Raw genomic sequence first — 21413 nt, 5'->3', positions numbered from 1 at the left:
TTGTAAGCGCCCGGCCTGCCCTCCTATGCGCGAGGCCATGACGACACCTGCCCCCGCCCGGTTCGACGCGCGCGAAGCATCGAAATGGTTCTTCCGCCATGGCCATACCGGCTGGCTCGGCCTGAAGTTCACCGATCAGGGCGACAACTGGGTCGAGCTGGAACTGCCCTGGCGCGAGGATCTGATCGGCGATTCGAGCCAGCACGTGCTCGCCTCCGGCCCGATCATCAGCCTGATGGACATGGCGAGCGGCATGGCGATCTGGCAGACGCGCGGCAGCTTCGAACCCGTGGCAACACTCGACCTCAGGGTCGATTACCAGCGACCCGCGCGTGAACGGGCGAGCGTGAGGGGCCGGGTCGAATGCTATCGCATCACCCGCTCGGCCGCCTTCGTGCGCGGGATCGCCTATGACGAGACGATCGCCGATCCGGTCGCGCACGTGGCGGGCTGCTTCATGACCATCGGCGCCGATCCGCGCGAGGCCAACCCTGCGCTGACAGGAGGCCGCCATGCCTGAGGGGCTGGAACTGCCCGCCTATGCCCGCTCTCTGGGCCTGACGCTGACGGGCGAGACCGAGGGCGGGATGCCGGTGCTGACGGTCGATTTCGGCGCGATGGTCGAAGGTCGTCCGCAGCATTTCCATGGCGGGGCGACCGCCGGTCTGCTCGAGAATGCGGGCTACGCCGCCTTGCGCACCGCACTTCTGGCCGCAGAGCGCGATCCGGTGATGAAGCCGATCAACATCACCGTGCAATATCTCGCCGCAGGCAAATCGCAGGCGAGCTTTGCGGTCGGCCGGGTCACCCGCCTCGGACGGCGCAATGCCAACATCACGGTCGAGGCCTGGCAGTCAGACCGCAGCCGCCCGATTGCCACCGCCGTGATGAACATCCTGATGGTCTGACAGCCAGCTTGACCGTCCCAACCTAGGGCGGCGGTGTCGGCGCTGGCGAGGGTCTGACCACCACCCCGCCCTGATCCACGCGCACCTCGACCGGCACGCCGTCCTGCCGCAGCGTCACGCCATTGCCGTCGACCTGCAGGCTCGTGCCGTCCTGCCCCAGCGGAATTTCGCCCTCGATCACGTCCATCGGCATGACCGGGCCTTCGGGATCGGGGGTATCGCTCGGCTCAGGCGCGGGCGCGGCCTCGATCTTGAGGGCGCTGCGCATGAAATCGGCCCAGATCCGCGCCGGCAGGCTGCCGCCCGTGATGCCGTTCAGGGGCGTGTTGTCGTCATTGCCGACCCAGACGCCCACGACCAGATCGCCCGCATAGCCCACGAACAGCGCGTCGCGGTAATCCTGCGTCGTGCCGGTCTTGCCGAAATTGGCGATCGGCAGCACCGCCGCGCGCCCGGTGCCGCGATTGATCGCCGCGCGCAGCATCCCTTCGAGATCTTCGTGGGTGCGGTCGGACATCGAATCGGTGCGGGTCGTCAGCCATTCGAGCCAGCCCTGCTCGCCGCGCGGAAAGGCGTGCGGTTCGACCGGATATTGATTGGCGGCGATCCCGGCATAGGCCGCGGTCAATTCCATCAGCGTCATCGACGAAGTGCCGAGCGCAAGGCTCGGATCGCCTTCGGTCATGGGTGAGGTAATCCCGAGGCGGCGCGCCGTGCGGATCACCTTGTCGCTCCCCACGGCCTGCAACAGCCGCACGGCCGCGACATTGCTCGACGAGGCGAAAGCATCTTCCAGCGTGATCTGCGGCGAATATTGCTCGCGCGCGTTCTTGGGGCGGTAAGACCCCTGGGTGATCGGCGTGTTGGGGATGGTGTCGTCCGGCTCCCAGCCCTCTTGCAAGGCGGTGAGATAGACGAAGGTCTTGAAGGTCGATCCGGGCTGGCGCTTGGCCTGCGTCACCCGGTTGAAGGGCGATTTGGCGTAGTCGCGCCCGCCGACCATCGCCACGACCTCGCCATTGCGCCGCATCGCCACCAATGCGACCTGCGCGTTGCCGATCCGGGAGCGTGCGACGATCCGGTTGGCAAGCGACTGCAGGCGGGAATCGAGCGTGGTGGTGAGCGTCGCTTGCGAATAGCTGGCCTCCATCCCCTCACGCGCCAGCGGCAGCGCCCAGTCGGCGAAATAGGTGCCGGTCGGCAGGTTGTCGTCGCGGGTGCGCACATCAATGCGCGGATCGGGCAGCGCGTCGGCCTCGGCCTTGGTGAGATAGCCGACATCGACCATCGACTTGATCACCAGCTCCATGCGCGCCTTGGCCTTGTCGTAATGCTTGGTCGGGGCATAGCGCGAGGGCGCCTGGAGCAGCCCCGCCAGCATCGCCGCCTGTTCGGGGCGGAGCTTTTCGGGCTGGCGGTAGAAATAGTGCAGGCTCGCGGCGCGAAGGCCATACTGGTTGTCGCCGAAATAGGCGTTTGAAAGATAGCGTTCGAGGATCTCGTCCTTGGTCAGCCAGCTCTCCAGCCACACCGCGATGAGAGCCTCGCGCGCCTTGCGGGTGATGGACTGTTCGGGCGTCAGGAAAGTGAACTTGGCGAGTTGCTGGGTGATGGTCGATCCCCCGCCATAGCCCGTCCACGCCGCCCGGGCGATGCCGCGTGGGTCGATGCCCCAGTGCGAATAGAACCGCCGGTCTTCGATGGCGAGGAAGGCCTCGACCACGTGCGGCGGCAGGTCGGCGACCTTGACCGGCGCTTCGACCACGGCCCCCTGCCGCGCAATCGGGGTGCCGTCGCTGGCGAGCAGCGTGACCTGCGGCGGGGCGATGGGTTCAAGGCTTTTGGAGAGCGGCGCGGTGATCATCAGCCAGCCGATCAGCAGCGCGAACACCGCAAGGCTCGCCATCGCCGCCCGTCCCGCCCACCACCATTTCGACCGCGTGCGCCAGTAATCGCGCTGCCACGGACGCAGGCGCTTGCGCTCGGTAACGACCAGCGCCTCGTCGATTTGGCCGAGCTTGGCGTCCCACGCATCGTAATCGGGCGTGGCCGAGACCTTGGGGCGCGGAAGCACATCGTCGTCCTCGTCATCGTCAAGGGGACGCGAGGATTCGTAGAGCGGATAGAACCCCGCAGGCGTGCCGGCGCCATCGGGAGCGCCGGTGCGGGTGCCTTTCCAGAATCGGTCGAAGAACGCCATGGTTAAGGGCTGTGTTATCAGCCTATGACACTAAGGCGCAAGCGGGGAGATTACCGCTTCTTCGCTGCACCTTCCGGCAGGTCTTCGCCGAACACGCGCTGGTAGTATTCGGCCACCAGCGTGCGCTCCGCCTCGTCGCACTTGTTAAGGAAGGAGAGGCGGAAGGCAAAGCCGGTCGAGCCGAAGATCGCCGCGTTCTGCGCCCAGGTGATCACGGTGCGCGGGCTCATCACGGTCGAGATGTCGCCGTTCATGAAGCCCTGCCGGGTCAGTTCGGCAACCTTGACCATGTCGGCGATCAGCTTGTCGTCGCTCTGGGGAGTCTTCGACTTGACGATCTGCTGTTCGACCTCGGGCTTCAAGTAGTTCAGCGCGACGACGATGTTCCAGCGATCCATCTGCGCCTGATTGATCGCCTGCGTGCCGTGATAGAGGCCCGAGGTGTCGCCGAGGCCCACGGTGTTGGTCGTGGCGAACAGGCGGAAGAACGGGTTGGGGGTGATCACGCGGTTCTGGTCAAGCAGCGTCAACCGGCCGTCGAACTCGAGCACGCGCTGGATCACGAACATCACGTCGGGGCGGCCTGCGTCATATTCGTCGAAGGTCAGTGCCACCGGGTGCTGAAGCGCCCAGGGCAGGATGCCTTCCTTGAACTCGGTGACCTGAAGCCCGTCCTTGAGCACGATCGCATCGCGCCCGACGAGGTCGATGCGGCTGATATGGGCATCGAGGTTGACGCGGATCGAGGGCCAGTTGAGACGGGCGGCGACCTGTTCGATGTGGGTTGACTTGCCGGTGCCGTGATAGCCCTGCACCATCACCCGGCGGTTGTGGGCAAACCCTGCAAGGATCGCCAGCGTCGTGTCCGGATCGAACACGTATGCGCCGTCGGTCTCGGGCACGTGCTCATCACGCTGCGAGAAGGCGGGAACCTGCCAGTCGACATCGATGCCGAAGGTCTCGCGGACGTCGATGGTGGTGTCGGGCTGGGTGGGCATGGCGCTGGCGCCGGTGGGGATCGTGGTCATGGCGCGCGGACGGTTAAACGGCATGACGCGAGGCTGCAAGCGGTGGATTGACCGCCCGGCCTCGCATTTTGACGAACGCGGCTTTCGCAGGCCCGGATCGTCCCTATATTCGTCCCATGCCCGATCCCGTCGAATCGCTGCGCCTGAAACTGGTAAGCCAGGTGCGCGGGGTGTTTCACGACACGGCGAACGGCCAGCAACCCACCCCGCCGTCCGATGAAGCGCTGTTTGAGCGCGATACGCCAATCCGGCAGGTTCACGCCGATATTGTCGGCATGATGACCGGCGGCGTGCGCGCGTTGCTGCTCCAGATGCTCCACCCCCACGCGCTGCAAGGCGTGCTCGACCATTCGAACTTCCGCGAGGATATGCACGGGCGGCTGCGGCGCACCGCGCGGTTCATCGCCGTCACCACCTTCGGCCACCGTGACGCGGCGATGACGGCGATCGAGCGCGTGAACCGCATCCACGCGGCTGTCGGCGGCACGCTGCCCGATGGCACGCCCTATCAGGCGACCAACCCGCGCACCCTCGCCTGGGTGCACGTGACCGAGGCGCAGAGCTTTCTTGCAGGCTATATCCGCCATGTCCGCCCCGCGATGCCGGTGGCCGAGCAGGACGAGTATTACCGCCAGTTCGCGCTGATCGCGCGTGCCTTGGGCGCCGATCCGGTGCCCGAAACCCGCGCCGAGGCCGACCGTATTTTCCGCGAGTTGCGTCACGACCTCGCCACCTCGAAGGAAGCGCGCGAAGTCGCGCAGCTGGTGCTCAGCCAGCGCCCGCAAGGCACGCCCCGCAGCGTTCAGACGATGATCACCGCCGATGCCGTCGCCATGCTGCCCGACTGGGCGCGCACCATGCTGCACTTGCAGCGCCCGGTGCTGACCGCCCTGCCCTCGCGTGCGGCGACATGGGGCATGGGCCGGACGCTCCGTTGGGCCTTCCGCCAGAATTGAGGCGCGCGCCGCACCCTCGCCTGCTAGAATTGCGGGCGGAGGGAGAGAGAAGATGTACGTTCAGGGATTCGTGCTCGCCGTGCCGGAGGGCAACAAGAACGCTTACCGCGAGGTCGCCGAGAAGTTCTGGGACATCGTCAAGGATTACGGCTGCCTGTCGCAGATCGAATGCTGGGAAGATGACGTCAAGGACGGCACCACCACCGATTTCCGCATGGCCGTGAAGGCCGAGCCGGGCGAGAAGATCGTCTTCGCCTGGACCACCTGGCCCGACCGCGCCACGGTCGAGGCGAGCCACGAAAAACTGATGGCCGACCCGCGCATGGCCGAGCATTTCGGCAATCCCGACGGCAGCGACATGCCCTTCGATGGCAAGCGCATGATCTTCGGCGGGTTCGAACCCATCGTGTGGAAGGAGGCCTAGGCCATGGCCGAATTCACCTTCTACACCGTCGCCATGAGCCGCGGCCAGATTTCGCGCTGGGCGTTGCACGAGGCGGGCGCGGATTACGAACACGTCGTGTTCGACTGGGCCACGCGCCCTGACAGCTTCAAGACCGTCAACCCGATGAACAAGGTTCCCGCCCTCGTCCATCATCATCAGGGCCACGACCACGTCGTGACCGAATGCGCTGCGATCAACCACTACCTCGCCGAGACCCACCCCGACAAAGGCCTGCTGCCCGACGCGCACGAGAAAGCCGCCTATTTCCGCTGGCTGTTCTTCGCTGCCGGGCCGCTCGAACAGGCGCTGATCGCGCGCTCCTTCGAGTGGCAGGTGCCCGAGGGCAAGACCGGGCAGGCGGGCTTCGGCAGCTTCGAACTGACGCTCGATGCCATCGACAACTGGCTGTCGGCCAATGATTTCATCGCCGGCCGCCGCTTTACCATGGCCGATACCTATGTCGGCAGCCAGTTCGTGTGGGGCCTGCGCTTCGGCTCGATCCCCGAGCGCCCATCCTTCCGCGCCTATGTCGAGCGCATCACCCAGCGCCCCGCCTACGGGGAGGCGAACGCGATCGACGCCGCGATCATCAAGGAGGCGCAGAACAATGGCTGATCATGCAATGGCCACCTGCCTGTGGTTCGCCTCGGGGGCAGAGGAAGCGGTCAAGTTCTACTGCGATCTGTTCCCGGGCAGCGCCGTCACCCGCACCGACCGCGCGCCGGGTGATTATCCCGGCGGCAAGGCGGGCGATGTGCTGACAATGAATTTCACTCTGCTCGGCCAGCCCTTCATGGCGATGAACGGGCGGCCCGAGGGGGATTTTTCAGACGCCGTGTCGTTTCAGGTATTCACCGAGACCCAGGCTGAAACCGACCGGCTGTGGGACGCGCTGGTCGCCGATGGCGGTGCGGAAATGGCGTGCAGCTGGTGCCGTGACCGCTTCGGCATCCGCTGGCAGATCGTCCCGCGCGTGCTCATGGACGCGCTGGGGCACGAGGATGCAGGGGTGCGCGGCCGGGTGTTCGGCGCGATGATGGGCATGGTCAAGATCGACCATGCTGGGATCGAAGCGGCGATCAACGGCGCAGCGCAATCAAAGGCATGAAGGTGCGTCCCGCCACGGCCGACGACGTGCCGCAATGGGCCGCGATGCGCGCGCAGCTCTGGCCTGACGATGATGCGGCGGCCCACTCCGAGGACATCGCCGAGACCTTCCTTTCCGGCGATCCCGATCAGGTCGCCTTTGTGGCCGAAGGCGCGAACGGCGCGCTGCTCGGCTTTGTCGAGGCGAGCATCAGGCGCGACTATGTCGACGGGTGCGACACCTCACCGGTTGCTTTCGGCGAAGGCGCGTTCATCCGGCCCGAGGTGCGCGGCTCCGGTGTGGGCCGCGCGCTGGTTGAGGCCGTGGCCGAATGGGGTCGTGCGAAAGGCTGCACCGAACTGGCCTCGAACGCGCTGCTGGAGAACACCGCCAGCCATGCCTTCCACGAGGCGGTGGGCTTCGAGGAGACCGAGCGGGTGGTGTTCTTCCGCCGGATGCTGTGACGCGTCAGGCCAGGGCCGCGCTTTTCCGGAGCAGCTGATAGGCATCGACCACTTCGGTGAGCTTCGCCTCGTGCTGCCGGTCGCCGCCGTTGCGGTCGGGGTGGTAGCGACGCACCAGTTCGGAATAGCGCCGTCTCAGCCGCGAGCGATCGGTGTCGGAGCCGAGGCCCATGGTCTCCAGCGCCAGCGCTTCCTCCTTGGAAAAGCGTCCTGACATCGCAGTGCGCGCCGCGCGTTCGGCATGGGACTTGATGCCCCGCGCGCGGGCGCTGATCGCGTCGAGCGGGTCGGCGTAATCGGCCCAGCGCGGCCCGTCGGCGATCCCTGCCGTGGGGCGGAACACCCGGCTTTCGGTCTGCCAGCCGGCAATCGGCGATTGCGCGCGGAGGATTTCCTCGGCGCTCATGCCCTCGAACCAGTCGTAGCCCGCGTTGAATTCGCGCACGTGCTGCAAGCAGAACCAGCGCCATTCGCCCGGTCCGTCAAACCCGTGGGGCCGCCGTCCGGGCGCGCGGAACTCGCCTGGCTCGCGGCAGCCGGGGGCTTCGCATTTGCGCCCTGTGCTCTCGACGCGGCCGTGGAATCGTGGTGAAGGCATAAGCGCCTTGAATGGCGATTGGGCATCGAAGTTCCAAGTCCAGAACGCGCCCACCATGATTGCAAAGAAGGAAAGCCGTGATGAGTGTCGCCGAGGAAATGCACGCCCTGTTGACCGAGGCTTTCGCCCCCACCCGCCTCGCCATCATCAACGACAGCGCGAAACATTCGGGCCACATGGGCGATGATGGATCGGGCGAATCGCATTTCACCGTCGAGATCGAGGCGGCGGCCTTCACCCCGATGAACCGCCTCGCCCGCCAGCGCGCGGTGATCGCAGCGCTGGGCGACATTGTCGGTCAGCGCGTCCACGCGGTGGCGATCAAGGCGAGCGTGCCTGCCGAATGACCCTCAACCCCAACCTGCGCCTGCGCCGTGCGGCGCGGCTGATCGTGCTCGATCCGGCGGGCCGCGCGCTGATGTTCCGCTATGATGTTCCGGGGCGCGATCCGTTCTGGGTGACGGCGGGGGGTGAGGTCGATCCGGGCGAAAGCTTCGAGGATGCCGCGCGGCGCGAGCTCTTCGAGGAAACCGGCATAGCGGCCGACCCGGGCGAGCAGATCGCGCAGATGACGCCCGAATTCATCACCGTCGAAGGCGAGCTGGTGCAGGCCGATGAACGCTTCTTCCTTGTCCGGGTCGCCGAGGCCCGGGTCGATACCGCAGGCCATACCGAACTCGAACAGCGCCTGATGACGCAGCACCGCTGGTTCACCCTCGCCGAGCTGGAAAGCTGGCATGAAGCCGTGTTCCCGGTGAACCTCGCCGACATGATAAGGTCGCAAATCGCAACCTGATTGCGCATGGCCCGCGTGCCCGCTACCTCTCCCCAAAACGGGAGAGAGACATGGAATTTGCAGGCAAGGTGGCTTGGATCACCGGGGCATCCTCCGGCATTGGCGCAGCGCTGGCGCGGGAATTGGCGGCGCGCGGTAGCCATGTGGTGCTATCGGGCCGGGATGCCGCGCGGCTGGAAGAGGTGGCGGCGGATTGCGGTGCCAAGGGACAAGAAAGCCTGATCCTCACCTTCGATGTGCGCGACGAGGCCGCGCTGGCTGATGCCACTGCCAAGGCGATCGCGTGGAAGGGCGCCGTCGACATCGCCTTCGCCAATGCCGGGATTTCCCAGCGCAGCCGCGCGCTGAAAACGTCGATGCAGGTCTATCGCGACATCATCGAAGTCGATCTCCTTGCCCAGATCGCCTTCACCCAAGGGCTGATCGGCCACATGGCAGAACGCGGGTCGGGCGCGCTCGGGTTCATCTCCTCGATCGCGGGCAAGGTCGGGGTGCCGATGCGCACGGCTTACAGCGCCGCCAAGTTCGGCCTCGCCGGCTATGCCGATGCGCTGCGAGCCGAGCTGTCGATCAACGGCGTCACCGTCCACACCATCTACCCCGGATCGGTCGCGACCAATGTCTCGCGCAATGCGCTGAACGCCGACGGAACCCAGCGCGGGCGCAGCGACAAGGCGATCGACGAGGGCATTCCTGCCGATGTCGCCGCGCGCCAGATGCTCGACGAAATCGCCAAGGGCACGCGCGAGATCATCGTCGCGGAAGGGGGCGAACTCGCGATGGGCGAGGCCCGCCGCACGCCCGAGGCGCTGTTCGATCAGGTCGCAGGCATGGTCGCCAAGGGCTACATGGACAAGCTGGAGCAGCAGTAATGAGCTTTGATCTGAAGCGGGTGCAACTACCCAACGGCATCTCCCTCAACATCGTCGATGAAGGCCCGGTCGATGCGCCGGTGCTGATCTTCCTCCACGGCTTTCCGGAGAGCCACCGCACCTGGCGGCACCAGATCCGGCATTTCAGCAACAGGTTCCGCTGCATCGCGCCCGACCAGCGCGGCTATCGCGGATCGTCCAAGCCGCAGAACGTTGACGCCTACACCCCCGACAAGCTGATCGGTGATGTGTTCCTGCTGGCGGGCGCCTTGGGAATCGCGCACTTCACCATCGTCGGGCACGACTGGGGCGGCGCGATTGCCTGGGGCGTGGCCTTGGGCGGCCAGCACGCCCGCGTCACCCGTGCGGTGATCGCCAATGCGCCGCACCCGGTGACCTTCCAGAAGCTGCTCTACACCCACCCCGGCCAGCGCGAGGCGAGTCAGTATATCCGCGGTTTCCGCGATCCGGCCAATGATGCGCTGGTGAAGGAGCATGGCCTCACCGGCCTGCTGCTGAAGGAGGTCAAATGGGACCGCCCCAGCGCGATGGAGCCTGAGGAGCGCAACGCGCTGCTGCTCGACTGGCAGAACCGCGATGCCGCCTTCGGGATGCTCAACTACTACCGCGCCAGCCCGATCGATGTGCCGCCGATGGATGCGCCTTTCGAAATTCCTGCGGGCTGGACACCCCCTGCCCTGCCGAAGCTGACCATCCCGACGCTGGTGATCTGGGCGCTGGACGATCTCGCCCTGCCGCCAGAAAACCTCGACGGGCTGGAGGAGATCATCGACCCGCTCACCATCGTGCGCGTGCCCGATTGCGGGCACTTCGTCCCGTGGGAGGCTCCGCAAGCGGTCAACGCGGCGCTGGAGGCGTTTCTGGCGGACTAACCCGCCAGCCACTCGACCCATGCGCCGTGGGGGTGGGCGTGGGACAGCAGGTGCTCCTCGCCCTGATGCCCTGCACCGTCCCACAGGCGCACGCGCAACTCGTGACGGAAGGTGGCGGGGTCGGTCTCGAGCGCGATCCAGCCGAGCGGGGTGTCAGGGCTTGCCGCCGCACCGGCGTCTTCGAAGGCGGCGGTGATGCGGGCTTGCGTGGCGGCGGGCAGGTATTGCCACATGATCGAATGGAACATCACCCGCGCCGTGCTTGCCTCCGCCGGGCGGGCGAGCATGGCAGCGGCGAAATCGCCTGCGTCAGCCGCGACCAGATCGGGCGGCTGCTGGCCCGCCAAGGCAATCGCCGCGTCGATCCGCGCCATGCGCTCGGCGGCATCGGGCCAGACATAGGCCTTGAGGCGCAGCGCCGCCTCGGGATCGGCGAGGTTGATCGGGGCGATGTCGCAGCCCTTGACCTCGGTAATGGCGAAACCCTCGGGCGGCGGTGGGGGTGAGGCACCCCGCCAGTCGGGCACGATCTGCATGGGCGAGGCCGCTGGGCCGACTTCGGTCGTGCCGAGCCGGAAGAAATAGCGGTCCAACATGGTGTTGACCCCGGCGCTTGCCCCCAGCTCGAACAGGCTGAACCGGGGGAGGCGCACCCGCTGCGCGAGCCACACCAGCCCCGCCATGATGCTGGCAGAACGGCCCGCCTCGTTGGTTTGCGGCGGGCCATCGAGCCACGGCAGCAGCCGCGCATCGAAGCGGTGCGCGAGATGAAGCACCAAGGCATCGACCGCCGCCTGATCGGTCACCTCGCCGCGATAGACCGCGCCCAGTCGCTCGTCCGCCCCAGTCAGCACAAGGTGATGAAACCCGCCCGCGATCCGCAGCGGCATCGCGTCCTTGAGCGTCAGGCCCGGCCAGTTCGCGATCCGGCGCCCGGTGGCCGTATCGCTCGCCCGCACGCCTGCCAGCGCCCGGATCACCCGCGCCGTGGCTGGTGCGCCGTTCTCCTCGGCATGGCGGGCCTGCCAATCGAGCGCGGCGGTAAAGTCTTCAAGGCCCATGATTCCCGCGCCGCTTGCTGCCATCACCATTGCCCTTTTGCCCGTCCGCCCTTAAGTGCGCCCCCGATCATGACCAGCATTGGCCTTCCCGACAATATCGGACAGCTCACCTTCGCTGTCCCCAAGGGGCGCATCCTCGATGAAGCGCTGCCGGTGATGGCGCGCGCCGGGGTCGAGCCTGACGCGGACTTCCACAATCCCAAGAGCCGTGCGCTCGCCTTTGCCTGCACCCGCCCCGATATGCGGATGATCCGCGTGCGGGCCTTCGATGTCGCGACCTTTGTCGCGCATGGGGCCGCGCAGGTGGGGATCGTCGGTTCGGACGTGATCGAGGAATTCGACTACGCCGATCTCTACGCCCCGGTCGATCTCGGGATCGGGCTGTGCCGCCTGTCGGTCGCGCGCATGGCGAATGACGCTCACGCGGCGGGCAGTGTCAGCCACCTGCGGGTCGCGACCAAATACCCCAACCTTACCCGCCGCCATTTCGAGGCGGCCGGCGTGCAGGCCGAATGCGTCAAGCTGAACGGGGCGATGGAATTGGCGCCGTCACTCGGCCTTGCGCGCCAGATCGTCGATCTCGTCTCGACCGGCACCACGCTGCGCGAGAACGGCCTCGTCGAAAGCGCGGTGATCCTTGAGATTTCCGCGCGTCTGATCGTCAACCGCACCGCTCTGAAGACCGACCCCCGGGTCGCAGCGCTGGTCGATGCCTTCCGCCGCGAGGCCGAGGTGCGGTGCAACAGCGCAGTTGCTGCCGCATGACCGTATCAATGCTCTCCACCCTGCAACCCGATTTCGAGGCCAAGTTCGCCCGGATCGTCGATGCGCGGCGTGAATCCGATACCGATGTGGCGGGTCAGGTTGCGAGCATCCTTCAGGCCGTCAAAGGGCGCGGCGATGCGGCGCTGGTCGAATACACCCAGCGCTTCGATGGCTATACGCTGGTCGACGATGCCGACTGGGTGATCACCCGCGAACGATGCGAGCAGGCCTATAACGACCTCGCCCCCGATCTGCGCGACGCGCTGGAACTCGCCGCCGCGCGCATCCGCGCCTATCACGAGGCGCAGCTTCCGGCGAACCGCGACTACACCGACAGCGCGGGCGTGCGCCTGGGCGCGATCTGGCGGGCGGTGGACGCGGCGGGGCTCTATGTCCCCGGCGGGCGCGCGGCCTATCCCTCCTCGCTCTTGATGAACGCCATTCCGGCGCGTGTGGCCGGGGTCGAGCGGCTGGTGGTCGTCACCCCGACACCCAAGGGCCAGTCGAACCCGCTGGTTCTCGCCGCCGCGCACATCGCAGGCGTGGACGAGATCTGGCGCGTCGGCGGCGCGCAGGCGGTCGGCGCGCTCGCCTATGGCACCCAGCGGATCAAGCCCGTGGACGTCATCACCGGCCCCGGCAACGCCTGGGTGGCCGAGGCCAAGCGCCAGCTTTACGGCGTGGTGGGTATCGACATGGTCGCCGGGCCTTCGGAAATCCTCGTGATCGCCGATGGCAAGAACGATCCCGACTGGATCGCGGCAGACCTGCTTAGCCAAGCCGAGCATGATCCGACCTCGCAATCGATCCTCATCACCGACGATGCCGGTTTCGCGCGGCAGGTGGAGGACTGCATCGACCTCCAGATCATGCAGCTTGCGACCGCCAAGACCGCGCGGGCATCGTGGGACGCGCACGGGGTGATGATCGTGGTCAACGATCTGCTGGCCGAAGCGCCCGCGCTCGCCAACCGCCTCGCCGCCGAGCACGTCGAGATCGCGGTCGATGATCCGGAACCCTACCTTGCAGCGATCCGCCACGCGGGCAGCATCTTCCTTGGTCGCATGACCCCCGAAGCCGTGGGCGATTATGTCGCCGGGCCGAACCACGTTCTGCCCACCGGTCGCCGCGCGCGCTTTTCGAGCGGGTTGTCGGTGCTCGATTTCATGAAGCGCACCAGTTTTCTCGGGCTTGATGCGACCTCCTTCGCCGCCATCGGCCCTGCCGCTGCCACCCTCGCCCATGCCGAGGGGCTGCCGGCTCACGCCAAATCTGTCGAATTGAGAATCAAATGAACCACCCCGCCCGCTCGCAAGCCCGTTCGGCTGCGCGTCTTGCCGCTGTTCAGGCGCTTTATCAGCAGCACATGGAGGGCACGTCGCTGCCCCGCCTGCTCGATGAATTCCACCAGCATCGCCTCGGCCGCACCATCGACGAGGACGCTTTCGACGCCGCCGAATATGCCGATGCCGAAGTGCCGTTTTTCGACGATGTGGTGCGCGGGGTCGATGCCCGCCGCGACGAGATCGACGCGCTGGTGGCAAGCAAGCTGGCAAGCGGGTGGAGCCTCGCGCGGCTCGACAAGACCATGCTGCAAATCCTGCGCGCGGGCGCTTACGAGCTGCTCGCCCGCGCCGATGTGCCTTCGGCCGTGACGATCAACGAATATGTCGAGGTCGCCAAGGCGTTCTTCGATGATGGGCAGGCCAAGTTCGTCAACGGCATCCTCGATGCGGTGGCCAAGGACGCGCGGGGCTAAGTGCCTTCAACCTTTATCTCGGCTGTTGAGGACGCATTCGAGATCACCGGACGTGGAATTGTTGTCGTTCCGGGCATTCCACACGATGGCGCGTTGCGCATCCAGATCGGTGATCCCTTGGCGATCAAGGTTGAAGGAAGGCGAGATGTCCTGACTTCAGTTCGCGGCTTGGAAATGATTGGCCGTCCCGTCTCTATGGCATCTGTCGCCAAGCGCACACAAATAGGAACTCCAATCCTTTTGGGACCGCAGGTGACGCTGGCGGACATACCGGCAGGAGCAGAGATCTGGTTGTGCGGACGAGGCAATGACTGAGACCGATTTCATCGCCGCCCTGCGCGCCCTGCCGCTCCACCCGGGCGGGCGCGGGTTGATGGATGATTGCGCCGTTCTGACAGTCGGCAGCGAAACCCTCGTCATCACTCACGACATGATGGCCGAGGGCACCCATTTCCGCCCCGATGCCGACATGGCGGATGTGGCATGGAAGCTGGTGGTGACCAACCTTTCAGACCTTGCCGCGAAGGGCGCGGCGCCGGTCGGCGTGCTGCTGGGTCACACACTGGGGCGCGATGATGCGCGGTTTCTCGAAGGCCTGCGCGCGGCGCTCGAGACTTTCGACACGCCGCTCCTCGGGGGTGACACCATCGGTGCCGCTGGAGCGCGCACCCTCGGCCTGACGGCCATTGGGCGGGCGACGTTCACCCCGGTTCCGGCAAGGAGCGGCGCACAGGTGGGCGACGAGGTGTGGATCACCGGCCCGGTCGGTCGCGCGATGCTCGGCTTTGCGGGCGATCCCGAACACCTTTCGGCCTTCAATCGCCCCGTGCCGCGCCTCGTCGAGGGCCTTGCGCTCGCCCCCCAGGTCAGCGCGATGATGGACGTCTCGGACGGCCTTCTGCTCGATGCCTTCCGCATGGCCGAGGCAAGCGGGGTGACCTTCGCGCTCGACCCGGCGGCGATCCCCGTCGGCGATCCCGCGCAATTCGAAAAGAGCATCCGCTGGGGTGATGATTACGAGCTGCTGTTCACCGCCCCGCCAACGGCCAACCTGCCTGTCCCTGCACACCGCATCGGCATCGTAGCCTTGCGCGGCCCTGCCCCCCTGGCTCTCGGCGAGACCGTGTTCAGCGATCCGGCACACCTCGGCTACCGCCACGGCTGACGCGGCTACAGCGCGCGCTATCCCTCTCAATACTGCTGAAAGCGGCGCAAAACGCGCTTTGGCACTCTCCGGGAGGCTTGCCAGCCCCTTGCAAGCCCCTATGACTATGCGCCTCGCGCCCGAGGGATCACAAAAGAGGCGCGTGCGCCCCGCAAGGGGAAGCAACATAAAACGAGAGGGGATTGCTCGTGAATCTATTGCTCATTTCGATTGGGCTGGGGGTGCTTGCCATTGTCTATGGCATCGTCACCAGCTCGCAGGTGCTGAGTGCCAGCGCCGGCAATGCGCGGATGCAGGAGATTGCCGCCGCCATTCAGGAAGGCGCGCAGGCCTACCTGAACCGCCAATACACCACCATCGCCATCGTCGGTGTCGTCGTCGCCGCGATTGTCGCCTTTGCGCTGGGCACGACCGCCGTGATCGGCTTCGTCACCGGCGCGGTGCTTTCGGGCGTGGCGGGCTATATCGGCATGAATATCTCGGTGCGTTCGAACGTGCGCACCGCGCAGGCGGCCTCCGAGGGGCTGCAGGCGGGCCTCACCCTCGCCTTCCGCGCAGGCGCGATCACCGGGATGCTCGTGGCGGGCCTCGCGCTCCTCGCAATCGCGGTGTTCTTTGCCGCGATGATCGGGCCGATGGGGCTGACCCCGTCGAGCCGCGCTGTGATCGACGGGCTGGTCGGCCTTGCCTTCGGCGCCTCGCTGATCTCGATCTTCGCGCGTCTGGGTGGCGGCATCTTCACCAAGGCGGCAGACGTGGGCGCGGACCTTGTCGGCAAGGTCGAGGCCGGCATCCCCGAGGATGATCCGCGCAACCCGGCGGTGATCGCGGACAACGTGGGCGACAATGTCGGCGACTGCGCCGGGATGGCCGCCGACCTGTTCGAGACCTACGTCGTGACCGTCGGCGCGACCATGGTGCTGACCGCGCTGCTGCTCACCGATCTGGGCGAGATGCTGCTGCCGATGATGGCGCTGCCGCTGCTGATCGGCGGCGTGTGCATCGTCACCTCGATCCTTGGCACCTACTTCGTGCGCCTGGGCGGCGGAACCAATGTGATGGGGGCCATGTACAAGGGCTTCATCGTCACCGCGCTGACCTCGATTCCCGCCATCTATGGCGTGATGACCTATGCGTTGGGCGACATGAAGCGCGAGATCGGCGGCGGCTCGGAAGATGTGACGCAGATCATCGACCCGGCCACCGGCGAGACCATCACCCAGACCACGATCACGATGGGCTTTTCGGGCATGAGCCTGTTCCTGTGCGCCCTGCTGGGCCTTGCGATCACCGGGCTCATCATCTGGATCACCGAGTATTACACCGGCACCAAGTATCGCCCGGTGCGCTCGATCGCCAAGGCTTCGGAGACGGGCCACGGCACCAACGTGATCCAGGGCCTCGCGATCAGCCTTGAGGCGACCGCGCTGCCGACGCTGGTTATCGTCGCGGGCATCATCATCGCCTATGGCCTCGCCGGCCTCATGGGGATTGCCTATGCGGCAACCGCGATGCTGGCACTCGCCGGCATGGTCGTGGCGCTCGACGCCTATGGCCCGGTGACCGACAACGCAGGCGGGATCGCCGAAATGTCGGGTCTCGACGATAGCGTGCGCGAGAAGACCGACCTTCTGGACGCGGTGGGCAACACCACCAAGGCCGTGACCAAGGGCTATGCCATCGGTTCGGCGGGCCTCGGCGCGCTGGTGCTGTTTGCGGCCTACACCACCGATCTTCGCACCTTCTTCCCGGATGCGGATGTCGACTTCAGCCTCGAAAACCCCTTTGTGATCGTCGGCCTGCTGCTCGGCGCGTTGCTCCCCTACCTGTTCGGGGCGATGGGCATGACCGCGGTCGGCCGTGCGGCGGGCGACGTGGTGGTGGATGTGCGCGAGCAGTTCCGCACCAATCCGGGGATCATGGAAGGCACCTCCAAGCCCGACTATGCCCGCACCGTCGACCTCGTCACCAAGGCGGCGATCAAGGAGATGATCATCCCCTCGCTGCTGCCCGTGCTGGCGCCGGTGGTGGTGTATTTCGTGATCACCGCGATCGCCGGACAGGACAACGGCTTTGCGGCGCTGGGCGCGCTGCTGCTGGGCGTGATCGTGGGCGGGCTGTTCGTCGCGCTCTCGATGACCGCTGGCGGCGGGGCGTGGGACAACGCCAAGAAGTACATCGAGGACGGCAACCACGGCGGCAAGGGCAGTGAAGCCCACAAGGCCGCGGTGACGGGCGACACGGTCGGCGATCCCTACAAGGATACCGCTGGCCCGGCGGTCAACCCGATGATCAAGATCACGAACATCGTCGCGCTGCTGCTGCTCGCGGCGCTGGCACACGGGGCGGCGTAACCCGTCCGATCCGGTGAAAATCCTGACCCCGCCGGCAGCAATTCCGGCGGGGTTTATCTTTGCACGAGCCCCTGTCCCCCTCTCGGACAGCCGCCGCCCACGCTGAGGCTTTCTTAATCGCCCTGTGTCATATCGCTGCCCAAGCGCACGGATCCGCGCGGCAAGGCAGGGTTAACGAAGATGGACATGGCACGTGCGGACAGTTTTCGCACCAGCGGCAGCGCAGGCACTGCGCCGACCGCATTGCCGCATGGTGAGTTGCGCCTGCTGACGGCTGAAGAACTGGCCGAACCCGCCTTCCTCGCCCAGTGGGAACGGCTGGTGGCCCGCGCGTCAGAGCCCAATCCCTTCTTCGAGCCGTGGTTCCTGCTGCCCTCGCTGGCACAATGGGGCGCGGCCGACCGCGTGGTGACCAAGGCATGGTTCCACGAGGGGCGGCTGGCTGGCCTGCTGCCGGTGGTGCGCAGCGCCAAATATTACGGCCATGTCGTGACCCATGCGACGGGCTGGCTGCACGCCAACGCCTTTTGCGGCACGCCGCTGGTCGCCGTGGGCCTTGAGGACGCCTTCTGGACCGACATCCTCGCCCACTTCGACCGCCGCGCCCGGCGCGCGCTGTTCCTGCACCTGCCGCTGATGTCGGTCGAAGGCCCGGTCGGCGCAGCGCTTGACCGCGCGCTCGCGCGCAGCCCCCGCGTCCACTACACCGTCGCCGAGGAAGCCCGCGCACTGCTCACCGGCGATTGCGACGCAGCGACCTATCTCGAAGCGGCGATGTCCGCCAAGAAGCGCAAGGAACTGCGCCGCCAGCACAATCGCCTTGCCGAAGAAGGCGTGCTCGCCTTCGAGCGGGTCGAGGGGGATGCGGGGCTTGCCGATTGGACGGCGGAATTCCTCGCGCTGGAGGCGGCGGGCTGGAAGGGCGAGGCGGGCTCGGCGCTCGCCAATGCGCCCGACACCCGCGCGCTGTTCGAACAGTCGCTGGCAGGCGCGGCGGCGGCCGGGCGGCTCGAACGGCTGGCGCTCAGGATCGACGGGCGCGCCGTCGCGATGCTGGTCAATTTCATCACCCCGCCGGGCGCCTACAGCTTCAAGACCGCCTTCGACGAAGCCTTTGCGCGCTTCTCTCCGGGGATGCTGCTCCAGCTGGAAAACCTTGCGCTGCTGGAACGGGCGGACGTGCAATGGGCCGATAGCTGCGCGGTCGAAGGCCACCCGATGATCGAACGCCTGTGGCGCGACCGTCGCCGCGTGGTGAGCCGCAATATCGCCATCGGCGGCCCGCTGCGGCGCGCTGCCTTCCGCCTGCTGATGGCCTGGGAAACCCGATCGAGGACACGCTGATGAACGCTCCTGCCCACTTTGCTGACGCTCTGCCCGCGACGGTGTTTGACCGGCCTGCGCGCCGCCGCTTTGCCGCGCATTATCCCGAACGGCCGCACATCCTGACGCACGCCCTTACGAGCCATCCGCTGCTGGAGATCGAGGCACTAGCGCAGCTGGCTGAACAGCTGCCGCTCAGCAGCGTCGAATACAACCGCGGCGATCTGCCGATCGGGGTTGACGGCAAGCCCGGCTCCAACGGGATGACCATTGCCGAGACCATCCGCAAGGTCGCCGAGGCGGAAAGCTGGGCGGTGCTCAAGAACATCGAGCAGGTGCCCGTCTATCACGATCTGCTGCTCGGCCTGCTCGAGGAAATCCGCCCCGAGATCGAGGCTGCAACCGGCGCGATGCTGACGCCGCAGGGGTTCATCTTCGTCTCCAGCCCCAATTCGGTCACGCCCTATCACTTCGATCCGGAGCACAACATCCTGCTCCAGATCCGGGGCAGCAAGGTGATGACCCAGTTCCCCGCAGGCGACACGCGTTTCGTGCCGGACGAGGCCCACGAGACCTACCATTCGGGCGGCCCGCGCGAGTTGAAGTGGGACGACAGCTTCCTGCAACACGGCACCGAATTCCCCCTCGCGCCCGGCGAGGCGCTGTTCGTGCCGGTGATGGCGCCGCACTTTGTCAGGAACGGCCCCGCGCCGTCGGTATCGCTGTCGATCACCTGGCGCAGCGAGTGGAGCTACCGCGAAAGCGATGCGCGCATCTTCAACGCGATCCTGCGCGAGAAGGGCTTGCGTCCCGCAGCGCCGGGTCGCTGGCCGCAGCAGAACTACGCCAAGGCCTATGCATTTCGCGTGATGCGTCGTTTGGGTTTGACCGGAAACTGACTGCGCCGCATGGCATGGCGCCATGACTGATACGCCGACCCGGGAACAGCTCGTTGCAGGCCTGATCCGCCTGCTCACCGTCGAAAAGCGCGCCTCGGATGTCTATGCCGGGCCGCCGCAAGCCGACGGGATCGGGCGGGTGTTCGGCGGTCAGGTGCTGGCGCAGGCGCTGCAGGCGGCGCAGGCGAGCGTCACCGACGGCAAGTGCGCCCACTCGCTCCACGCCTATTTCCTGCGCGGCGGGCGCGAAGGTGCGGGGATCGAATACCGCATCGCGCGCGACTTCGACGGGCGCAGCTTCGCCAATCGCCGGGTCGTCGCCTCGCAGGAGGGCGAGGACGGCACACCAGTGCCGATCCTCAACCTCACCGCCAGCTTCCAGCTGCCCGAAGAGGGGCTCGAACACATCGATTCGCCGATGCCCGATGTTCCCGGCCCCGAAGATCTGCGCCCCGACATGGAGCAGCGCCGCGCAATCGCCGAGCGGCTGGGCGATCGGATGAGCGAGCAGCAGCGCCGCATGATGCTGCGCCCGCGCCCGATCGAGATGCGCACGGTCGATGCGCTGCATTGGATGAACAAGGAACCGCGCGCGCCGCGGGCGCATACCTGGTTCCGGGTCTGCGCGCCGATCACCGGCACTGACGATACGCCCGAACTGCACCGCGCAATCATCACCTATGCCAGCGACTACACCCTGCTCGGCACCAGCGCGCTGCCCCACGGCCTCAGCTGGATGCGGGGAGAACTGGTCGGCGCGAGCCTCGACCACGCCTTGTGGTTTCACCGTGAGGCTCGGGCCGACGAATGGCTGCTCTATGCCACTGACGCCCCCTGGAGCGGCGGTGGGCGCGGGTTCAACCGCGGGCGCATCTTTAACCTTGCTGGCGAACTCGTGGCGAGCGTCGCGCAGGAAGGCATGATGCGGCGGAAGGTGAAGGGGTAAGCCCCCTCCCCTTCGTCATTGCGAGCAGAGCGAACCAATCCAATGACGAACTAATGCGCCAGCAGCACCGGCAGCTTCGGCGCGCTCAGCATCCGGCGCGTGACCCCGCCCATCACCAGTTCGGCGAGGCGGGAATGGCCATAGGCTCCCATCACCAGCAGCCCGCATTCACGCATTTGCGCAGCTGCAAACAGCGTGTCGGCAATGTTCGCCTCCCCACGCGGGATTTCGACCACTTCGCAGTCGATCCCGTGGCGCGACAGGTATTTCGCCCCGTCGGTCGAGGGGAAATCGTAACGCGACTTTTCGGATGGCTCGGTGATGCTGGCGAGCGTCACCTTGCACGAACAGGCGAGCAGCGGCACCGCCGCGCGCAGGGCGTGGGCGCTTTCCGCCGAACCGTTCCACGCCACCAGCATCGGCGCGCCGAGATCGAGCGCGACCGCATCCTGCGGCACCACCAGCACGGGTGCGTGCGCCTTGAGCACCACATCGCCCACCAGCGCGGAAGGCCCGCGCCCGTCATACCCGACCTCGGCAGGGCCAAGGATCACGAGATCAGCCAGTGGCGAGGCTTCGAGCAGGCGGTGCGGGGCGATGCCATAGACAAAGCGCCAGTCCCACGGCACGCCTTCGTGTTCCAGCTCCGCTTCGATCTGGCTGCGCAGCTTTTCAGCGTTCTCCTTAATCACCGGCATCGCTGCGGCAATCGCCGAGCCGTAGAAATCGCCCGGCGCGAAGACCTCGTAGCTCACGGCCTGGAGGCAGGTAACATGGCCGTTGGTGGCACGGGCGACATCGAGCGCGACTTGCAGGCGCGCTTTCATTGCGGTGTCGTGGTCGATGTGGAGCAGGATCGATTTCATGGCGGATCTCCCATTGATGCTGAGGATG

General features: G+C 66.6%; 25 protein-coding genes. 20 read left to right on the top strand and 5 right to left on the bottom strand.

The window, feature by feature from the left end; genetic code table 11:
• The first annotated feature begins 37 nt into the window (after positions 1-37).
• Positions 38-520: a PaaI family thioesterase gene (locus PS060_RS11135; protein WP_273983205.1), complete on the top strand. Its 483-nt coding sequence runs from the start codon at positions 38-40 to the stop codon at positions 518-520.
• A complete protein-coding gene (locus PS060_RS11130) occupies positions 513-908 on the top strand; it encodes a PaaI family thioesterase (protein ID WP_273983204.1) in 396 nt (131 codons plus the stop codon). The genes PS060_RS11135 and PS060_RS11130 overlap by 8 nt, the downstream gene beginning before the upstream one ends.
• 22 nt (positions 909-930) lie before the next feature.
• Here PS060_RS11130 and PS060_RS11125 read toward each other — a convergent pair whose 3' ends face one another.
• The gene (locus tag PS060_RS11125; protein WP_273983202.1) at positions 931-3108 is read right to left on the bottom strand and encodes a transglycosylase domain-containing protein; all 2178 of its coding nucleotides are present in this window, start codon (positions 3106-3108) and stop codon (positions 931-933) included.
• Positions 3109-3158: 50 nt separating this feature from the next.
• A complete protein-coding gene (gene cobS, locus PS060_RS11120; protein ID WP_273983201.1) occupies positions 3159-4136 on the bottom strand; it encodes a cobaltochelatase subunit CobS in 978 nt (325 codons plus the stop codon).
• A gap of 116 nt (positions 4137-4252) precedes the next feature.
• Between cobS and PS060_RS11115 the strand changes: the two genes are divergently transcribed.
• Genes PS060_RS11115 through aac(6') form a run of 5 tightly spaced genes read left to right on the top strand, consistent with a single transcriptional unit; the run spans position 4253 to position 7088 of the window.
• Entirely contained in the window at positions 4253-5092 is an 840-nt protein-coding gene (locus PS060_RS11115) for an oxygenase MpaB family protein (RefSeq protein ID WP_273983199.1), read from the top strand.
• Between the two features lie 52 nt (positions 5093-5144).
• Positions 5145-5516 (top strand): DUF1428 domain-containing protein, encoded by a 372-nt coding sequence (locus PS060_RS11110; protein ID WP_273983197.1) that lies wholly within the window; start codon positions 5145-5147, stop codon positions 5514-5516.
• A 3-nt stretch (positions 5517-5519) separates the two neighbouring features.
• On the top strand, positions 5520-6152 hold the full coding sequence (locus tag PS060_RS11105) for a glutathione S-transferase family protein (protein ID WP_273983196.1): 633 nt from the start codon (positions 5520-5522) through the stop codon (positions 6150-6152).
• Positions 6145-6645, top strand: a complete 501-nt coding sequence (locus PS060_RS11100) for a VOC family protein (protein WP_273983195.1) — start codon at positions 6145-6147, stop codon at positions 6643-6645. The genes PS060_RS11105 and PS060_RS11100 overlap by 8 nt, the downstream gene beginning before the upstream one ends.
• Positions 6642-7088 carry an aminoglycoside 6'-N-acetyltransferase gene (gene aac(6') / locus PS060_RS11095; protein ID WP_273983192.1) on the top strand — a complete coding sequence of 149 codons (447 nt, stop codon included), beginning with the start codon at positions 6642-6644 and terminating at the stop codon, positions 7086-7088. Before PS060_RS11100 ends, aac(6') begins: the two co-directional genes overlap by 4 nt.
• Before the next feature lie 4 nt (positions 7089-7092).
• Here aac(6') and PS060_RS11090 read toward each other — a convergent pair whose 3' ends face one another.
• Complete coding sequence (locus PS060_RS11090) at positions 7093-7686, bottom strand: J domain-containing protein (protein ID WP_273983191.1); 594 nt, start codon at positions 7684-7686, stop codon at positions 7093-7095.
• Positions 7687-7766: 80 nt separating this feature from the next.
• Here PS060_RS11090 and PS060_RS11085 point away from each other — a divergent pair, with 80 nt between their 5' ends.
• The 4 genes from PS060_RS11085 to PS060_RS11070 are packed head-to-tail and all read left to right on the top strand — an operon-like array spanning position 7767 to position 10247.
• On the top strand, positions 7767-8033 hold the full coding sequence (locus PS060_RS11085; RefSeq protein WP_273983189.1) for a BolA family protein: 267 nt from the start codon (positions 7767-7769) through the stop codon (positions 8031-8033).
• On the top strand, positions 8030-8482 hold the full coding sequence (locus PS060_RS11080) for an NUDIX hydrolase (protein ID WP_273983187.1): 453 nt from the start codon (positions 8030-8032) through the stop codon (positions 8480-8482). Before PS060_RS11085 ends, PS060_RS11080 begins: the two co-directional genes overlap by 4 nt.
• 50 nt (positions 8483-8532) lie before the next feature.
• Entirely contained in the window at positions 8533-9354 is an 822-nt protein-coding gene (locus PS060_RS11075) for an SDR family NAD(P)-dependent oxidoreductase (protein ID WP_273983186.1), read from the top strand.
• Complete coding sequence (locus PS060_RS11070) at positions 9354-10247, top strand: alpha/beta fold hydrolase (RefSeq protein ID WP_273983185.1); 894 nt, start codon at positions 9354-9356, stop codon at positions 10245-10247. Before PS060_RS11075 ends, PS060_RS11070 begins: the two co-directional genes overlap by 1 nt.
• Here PS060_RS11070 and PS060_RS11065 read toward each other — a convergent pair.
• On the bottom strand, positions 10244-11332 hold the full coding sequence (locus tag PS060_RS11065; protein ID WP_273983183.1) for a DUF2332 domain-containing protein: 1089 nt from the start codon (positions 11330-11332) through the stop codon (positions 10244-10246). The genes PS060_RS11070 and PS060_RS11065 overlap by 4 nt on opposite strands.
• A 45-nt stretch (positions 11333-11377) precedes the next feature.
• Here PS060_RS11065 and hisG point away from each other — a divergent pair, with 45 nt between their 5' ends.
• From hisG to PS060_RS11020, 9 genes are all read left to right on the top strand, one after another.
• On the top strand, positions 11378-12073 hold the full coding sequence (hisG, locus tag PS060_RS11060) for an ATP phosphoribosyltransferase (RefSeq protein WP_273983181.1): 696 nt from the start codon (positions 11378-11380) through the stop codon (positions 12071-12073).
• On the top strand, positions 12070-13368 hold the full coding sequence (gene hisD / locus PS060_RS11055) for a histidinol dehydrogenase (RefSeq protein ID WP_273983180.1): 1299 nt from the start codon (positions 12070-12072) through the stop codon (positions 13366-13368). Before hisG ends, hisD begins: the two co-directional genes overlap by 4 nt.
• Positions 13365-13832 carry a transcription antitermination factor NusB gene (gene nusB / locus PS060_RS11050; protein WP_273983179.1) on the top strand — a complete coding sequence of 156 codons (468 nt, stop codon included), beginning with the start codon at positions 13365-13367 and terminating at the stop codon, positions 13830-13832. The genes hisD and nusB overlap by 4 nt, the downstream gene beginning before the upstream one ends.
• Positions 13833-14147 (top strand): hypothetical protein, encoded by a 315-nt coding sequence (locus tag PS060_RS11045; protein ID WP_273983178.1) that lies wholly within the window; start codon positions 13833-13835, stop codon positions 14145-14147. It begins immediately after the preceding gene.
• Complete coding sequence (gene thiL, locus PS060_RS11040) at positions 14140-14997, top strand: thiamine-phosphate kinase (protein WP_273983177.1); 858 nt, start codon at positions 14140-14142, stop codon at positions 14995-14997. Before PS060_RS11045 ends, thiL begins: the two co-directional genes overlap by 8 nt.
• Before the next feature lie 188 nt (positions 14998-15185).
• Positions 15186-17351 (top strand): sodium-translocating pyrophosphatase, encoded by a 2166-nt coding sequence (locus PS060_RS11035; protein ID WP_273983176.1) that lies wholly within the window; start codon positions 15186-15188, stop codon positions 17349-17351.
• 180 nt (positions 17352-17531) lie between these two features.
• Entirely contained in the window at positions 17532-18695 is a 1164-nt protein-coding gene (locus PS060_RS11030) for a GNAT family N-acetyltransferase (protein ID WP_273983175.1), read from the top strand.
• Complete coding sequence (locus tag PS060_RS11025) at positions 18695-19573, top strand: cupin-like domain-containing protein (RefSeq protein ID WP_273983174.1); 879 nt, start codon at positions 18695-18697, stop codon at positions 19571-19573. Before PS060_RS11030 ends, PS060_RS11025 begins: the two co-directional genes overlap by 1 nt.
• Before the next feature lie 22 nt (positions 19574-19595).
• On the top strand, positions 19596-20519 hold the full coding sequence (locus PS060_RS11020; protein ID WP_273983173.1) for an acyl-CoA thioesterase: 924 nt from the start codon (positions 19596-19598) through the stop codon (positions 20517-20519).
• A gap of 50 nt (positions 20520-20569) precedes the next feature.
• Here PS060_RS11020 and PS060_RS11015 read toward each other — a convergent pair whose 3' ends face one another.
• Complete coding sequence (locus PS060_RS11015; protein ID WP_273983171.1) at positions 20570-21385, bottom strand: universal stress protein; 816 nt, start codon at positions 21383-21385, stop codon at positions 20570-20572.
• Between the last annotated feature and the right edge of the window lie 28 nt (positions 21386-21413).

The organism is Erythrobacter sp. BLCC-B19 (genome assembly GCF_028621955.1).
In the GTDB taxonomy this organism is placed as follows: Bacteria; Pseudomonadota; Alphaproteobacteria; order Sphingomonadales; family Sphingomonadaceae; genus Erythrobacter.
This window is presented reverse-complemented; position numbering and strand designations above follow the sequence as displayed.

Bases quoted from the DNA above. Each gene is read 5' to 3' on its own strand.
- PS060_RS11135 (WP_273983205.1), top strand. From the start codon at position 38: ATGACGACACCTGCCCCCGCCCGGTTCGACGCGCGCGAAGCATCGAAA.
- PS060_RS11130 (WP_273983204.1), top strand. From the start codon at position 513: ATGCCTGAGGGGCTGGAACTGCCCGCCTATGCCCGCTCTCTGGGCCTG.
- PS060_RS11125 (WP_273983202.1), bottom strand. From the start codon at position 3,108: ATGGCGTTCTTCGACCGATTCTGGAAAGGCACCCGCACCGGCGCTCCC.
- cobS (WP_273983201.1), bottom strand. From the start codon at position 4,136: ATGACCACGATCCCCACCGGCGCCAGCGCCATGCCCACCCAGCCCGAC.
- PS060_RS11115 (WP_273983199.1), top strand. From the start codon at position 4,253: ATGCCCGATCCCGTCGAATCGCTGCGCCTGAAACTGGTAAGCCAGGTG.
- PS060_RS11110 (WP_273983197.1), top strand. From the start codon at position 5,145: ATGTACGTTCAGGGATTCGTGCTCGCCGTGCCGGAGGGCAACAAGAAC.
- PS060_RS11105 (WP_273983196.1), top strand. From the start codon at position 5,520: ATGGCCGAATTCACCTTCTACACCGTCGCCATGAGCCGCGGCCAGATT.
- PS060_RS11100 (WP_273983195.1), top strand. From the start codon at position 6,145: ATGGCTGATCATGCAATGGCCACCTGCCTGTGGTTCGCCTCGGGGGCA.
- PS060_RS11090 (WP_273983191.1), bottom strand. From the start codon at position 7,686: ATGCCTTCACCACGATTCCACGGCCGCGTCGAGAGCACAGGGCGCAAA.
- PS060_RS11085 (WP_273983189.1), top strand. From the start codon at position 7,767: ATGAGTGTCGCCGAGGAAATGCACGCCCTGTTGACCGAGGCTTTCGCC.
- PS060_RS11080 (WP_273983187.1), top strand. From the start codon at position 8,030: ATGACCCTCAACCCCAACCTGCGCCTGCGCCGTGCGGCGCGGCTGATC.
- PS060_RS11075 (WP_273983186.1), top strand. From the start codon at position 8,533: ATGGAATTTGCAGGCAAGGTGGCTTGGATCACCGGGGCATCCTCCGGC.
- PS060_RS11070 (WP_273983185.1), top strand. From the start codon at position 9,354: ATGAGCTTTGATCTGAAGCGGGTGCAACTACCCAACGGCATCTCCCTC.
- PS060_RS11065 (WP_273983183.1), bottom strand. From the start codon at position 11,332: ATGGCAGCAAGCGGCGCGGGAATCATGGGCCTTGAAGACTTTACCGCC.
- hisG (WP_273983181.1), top strand. From the start codon at position 11,378: ATGACCAGCATTGGCCTTCCCGACAATATCGGACAGCTCACCTTCGCT.
- hisD (WP_273983180.1), top strand. From the start codon at position 12,070: ATGACCGTATCAATGCTCTCCACCCTGCAACCCGATTTCGAGGCCAAG.
- nusB (WP_273983179.1), top strand. From the start codon at position 13,365: ATGAACCACCCCGCCCGCTCGCAAGCCCGTTCGGCTGCGCGTCTTGCC.
- thiL (WP_273983177.1), top strand. From the start codon at position 14,140: ATGACTGAGACCGATTTCATCGCCGCCCTGCGCGCCCTGCCGCTCCAC.
- PS060_RS11030 (WP_273983175.1), top strand. From the start codon at position 17,532: ATGGACATGGCACGTGCGGACAGTTTTCGCACCAGCGGCAGCGCAGGC.
- PS060_RS11025 (WP_273983174.1), top strand. From the start codon at position 18,695: ATGAACGCTCCTGCCCACTTTGCTGACGCTCTGCCCGCGACGGTGTTT.
- PS060_RS11020 (WP_273983173.1), top strand. From the start codon at position 19,596: ATGACTGATACGCCGACCCGGGAACAGCTCGTTGCAGGCCTGATCCGC.
- PS060_RS11015 (WP_273983171.1), bottom strand. From the start codon at position 21,385: ATGAAATCGATCCTGCTCCACATCGACCACGACACCGCAATGAAAGCG.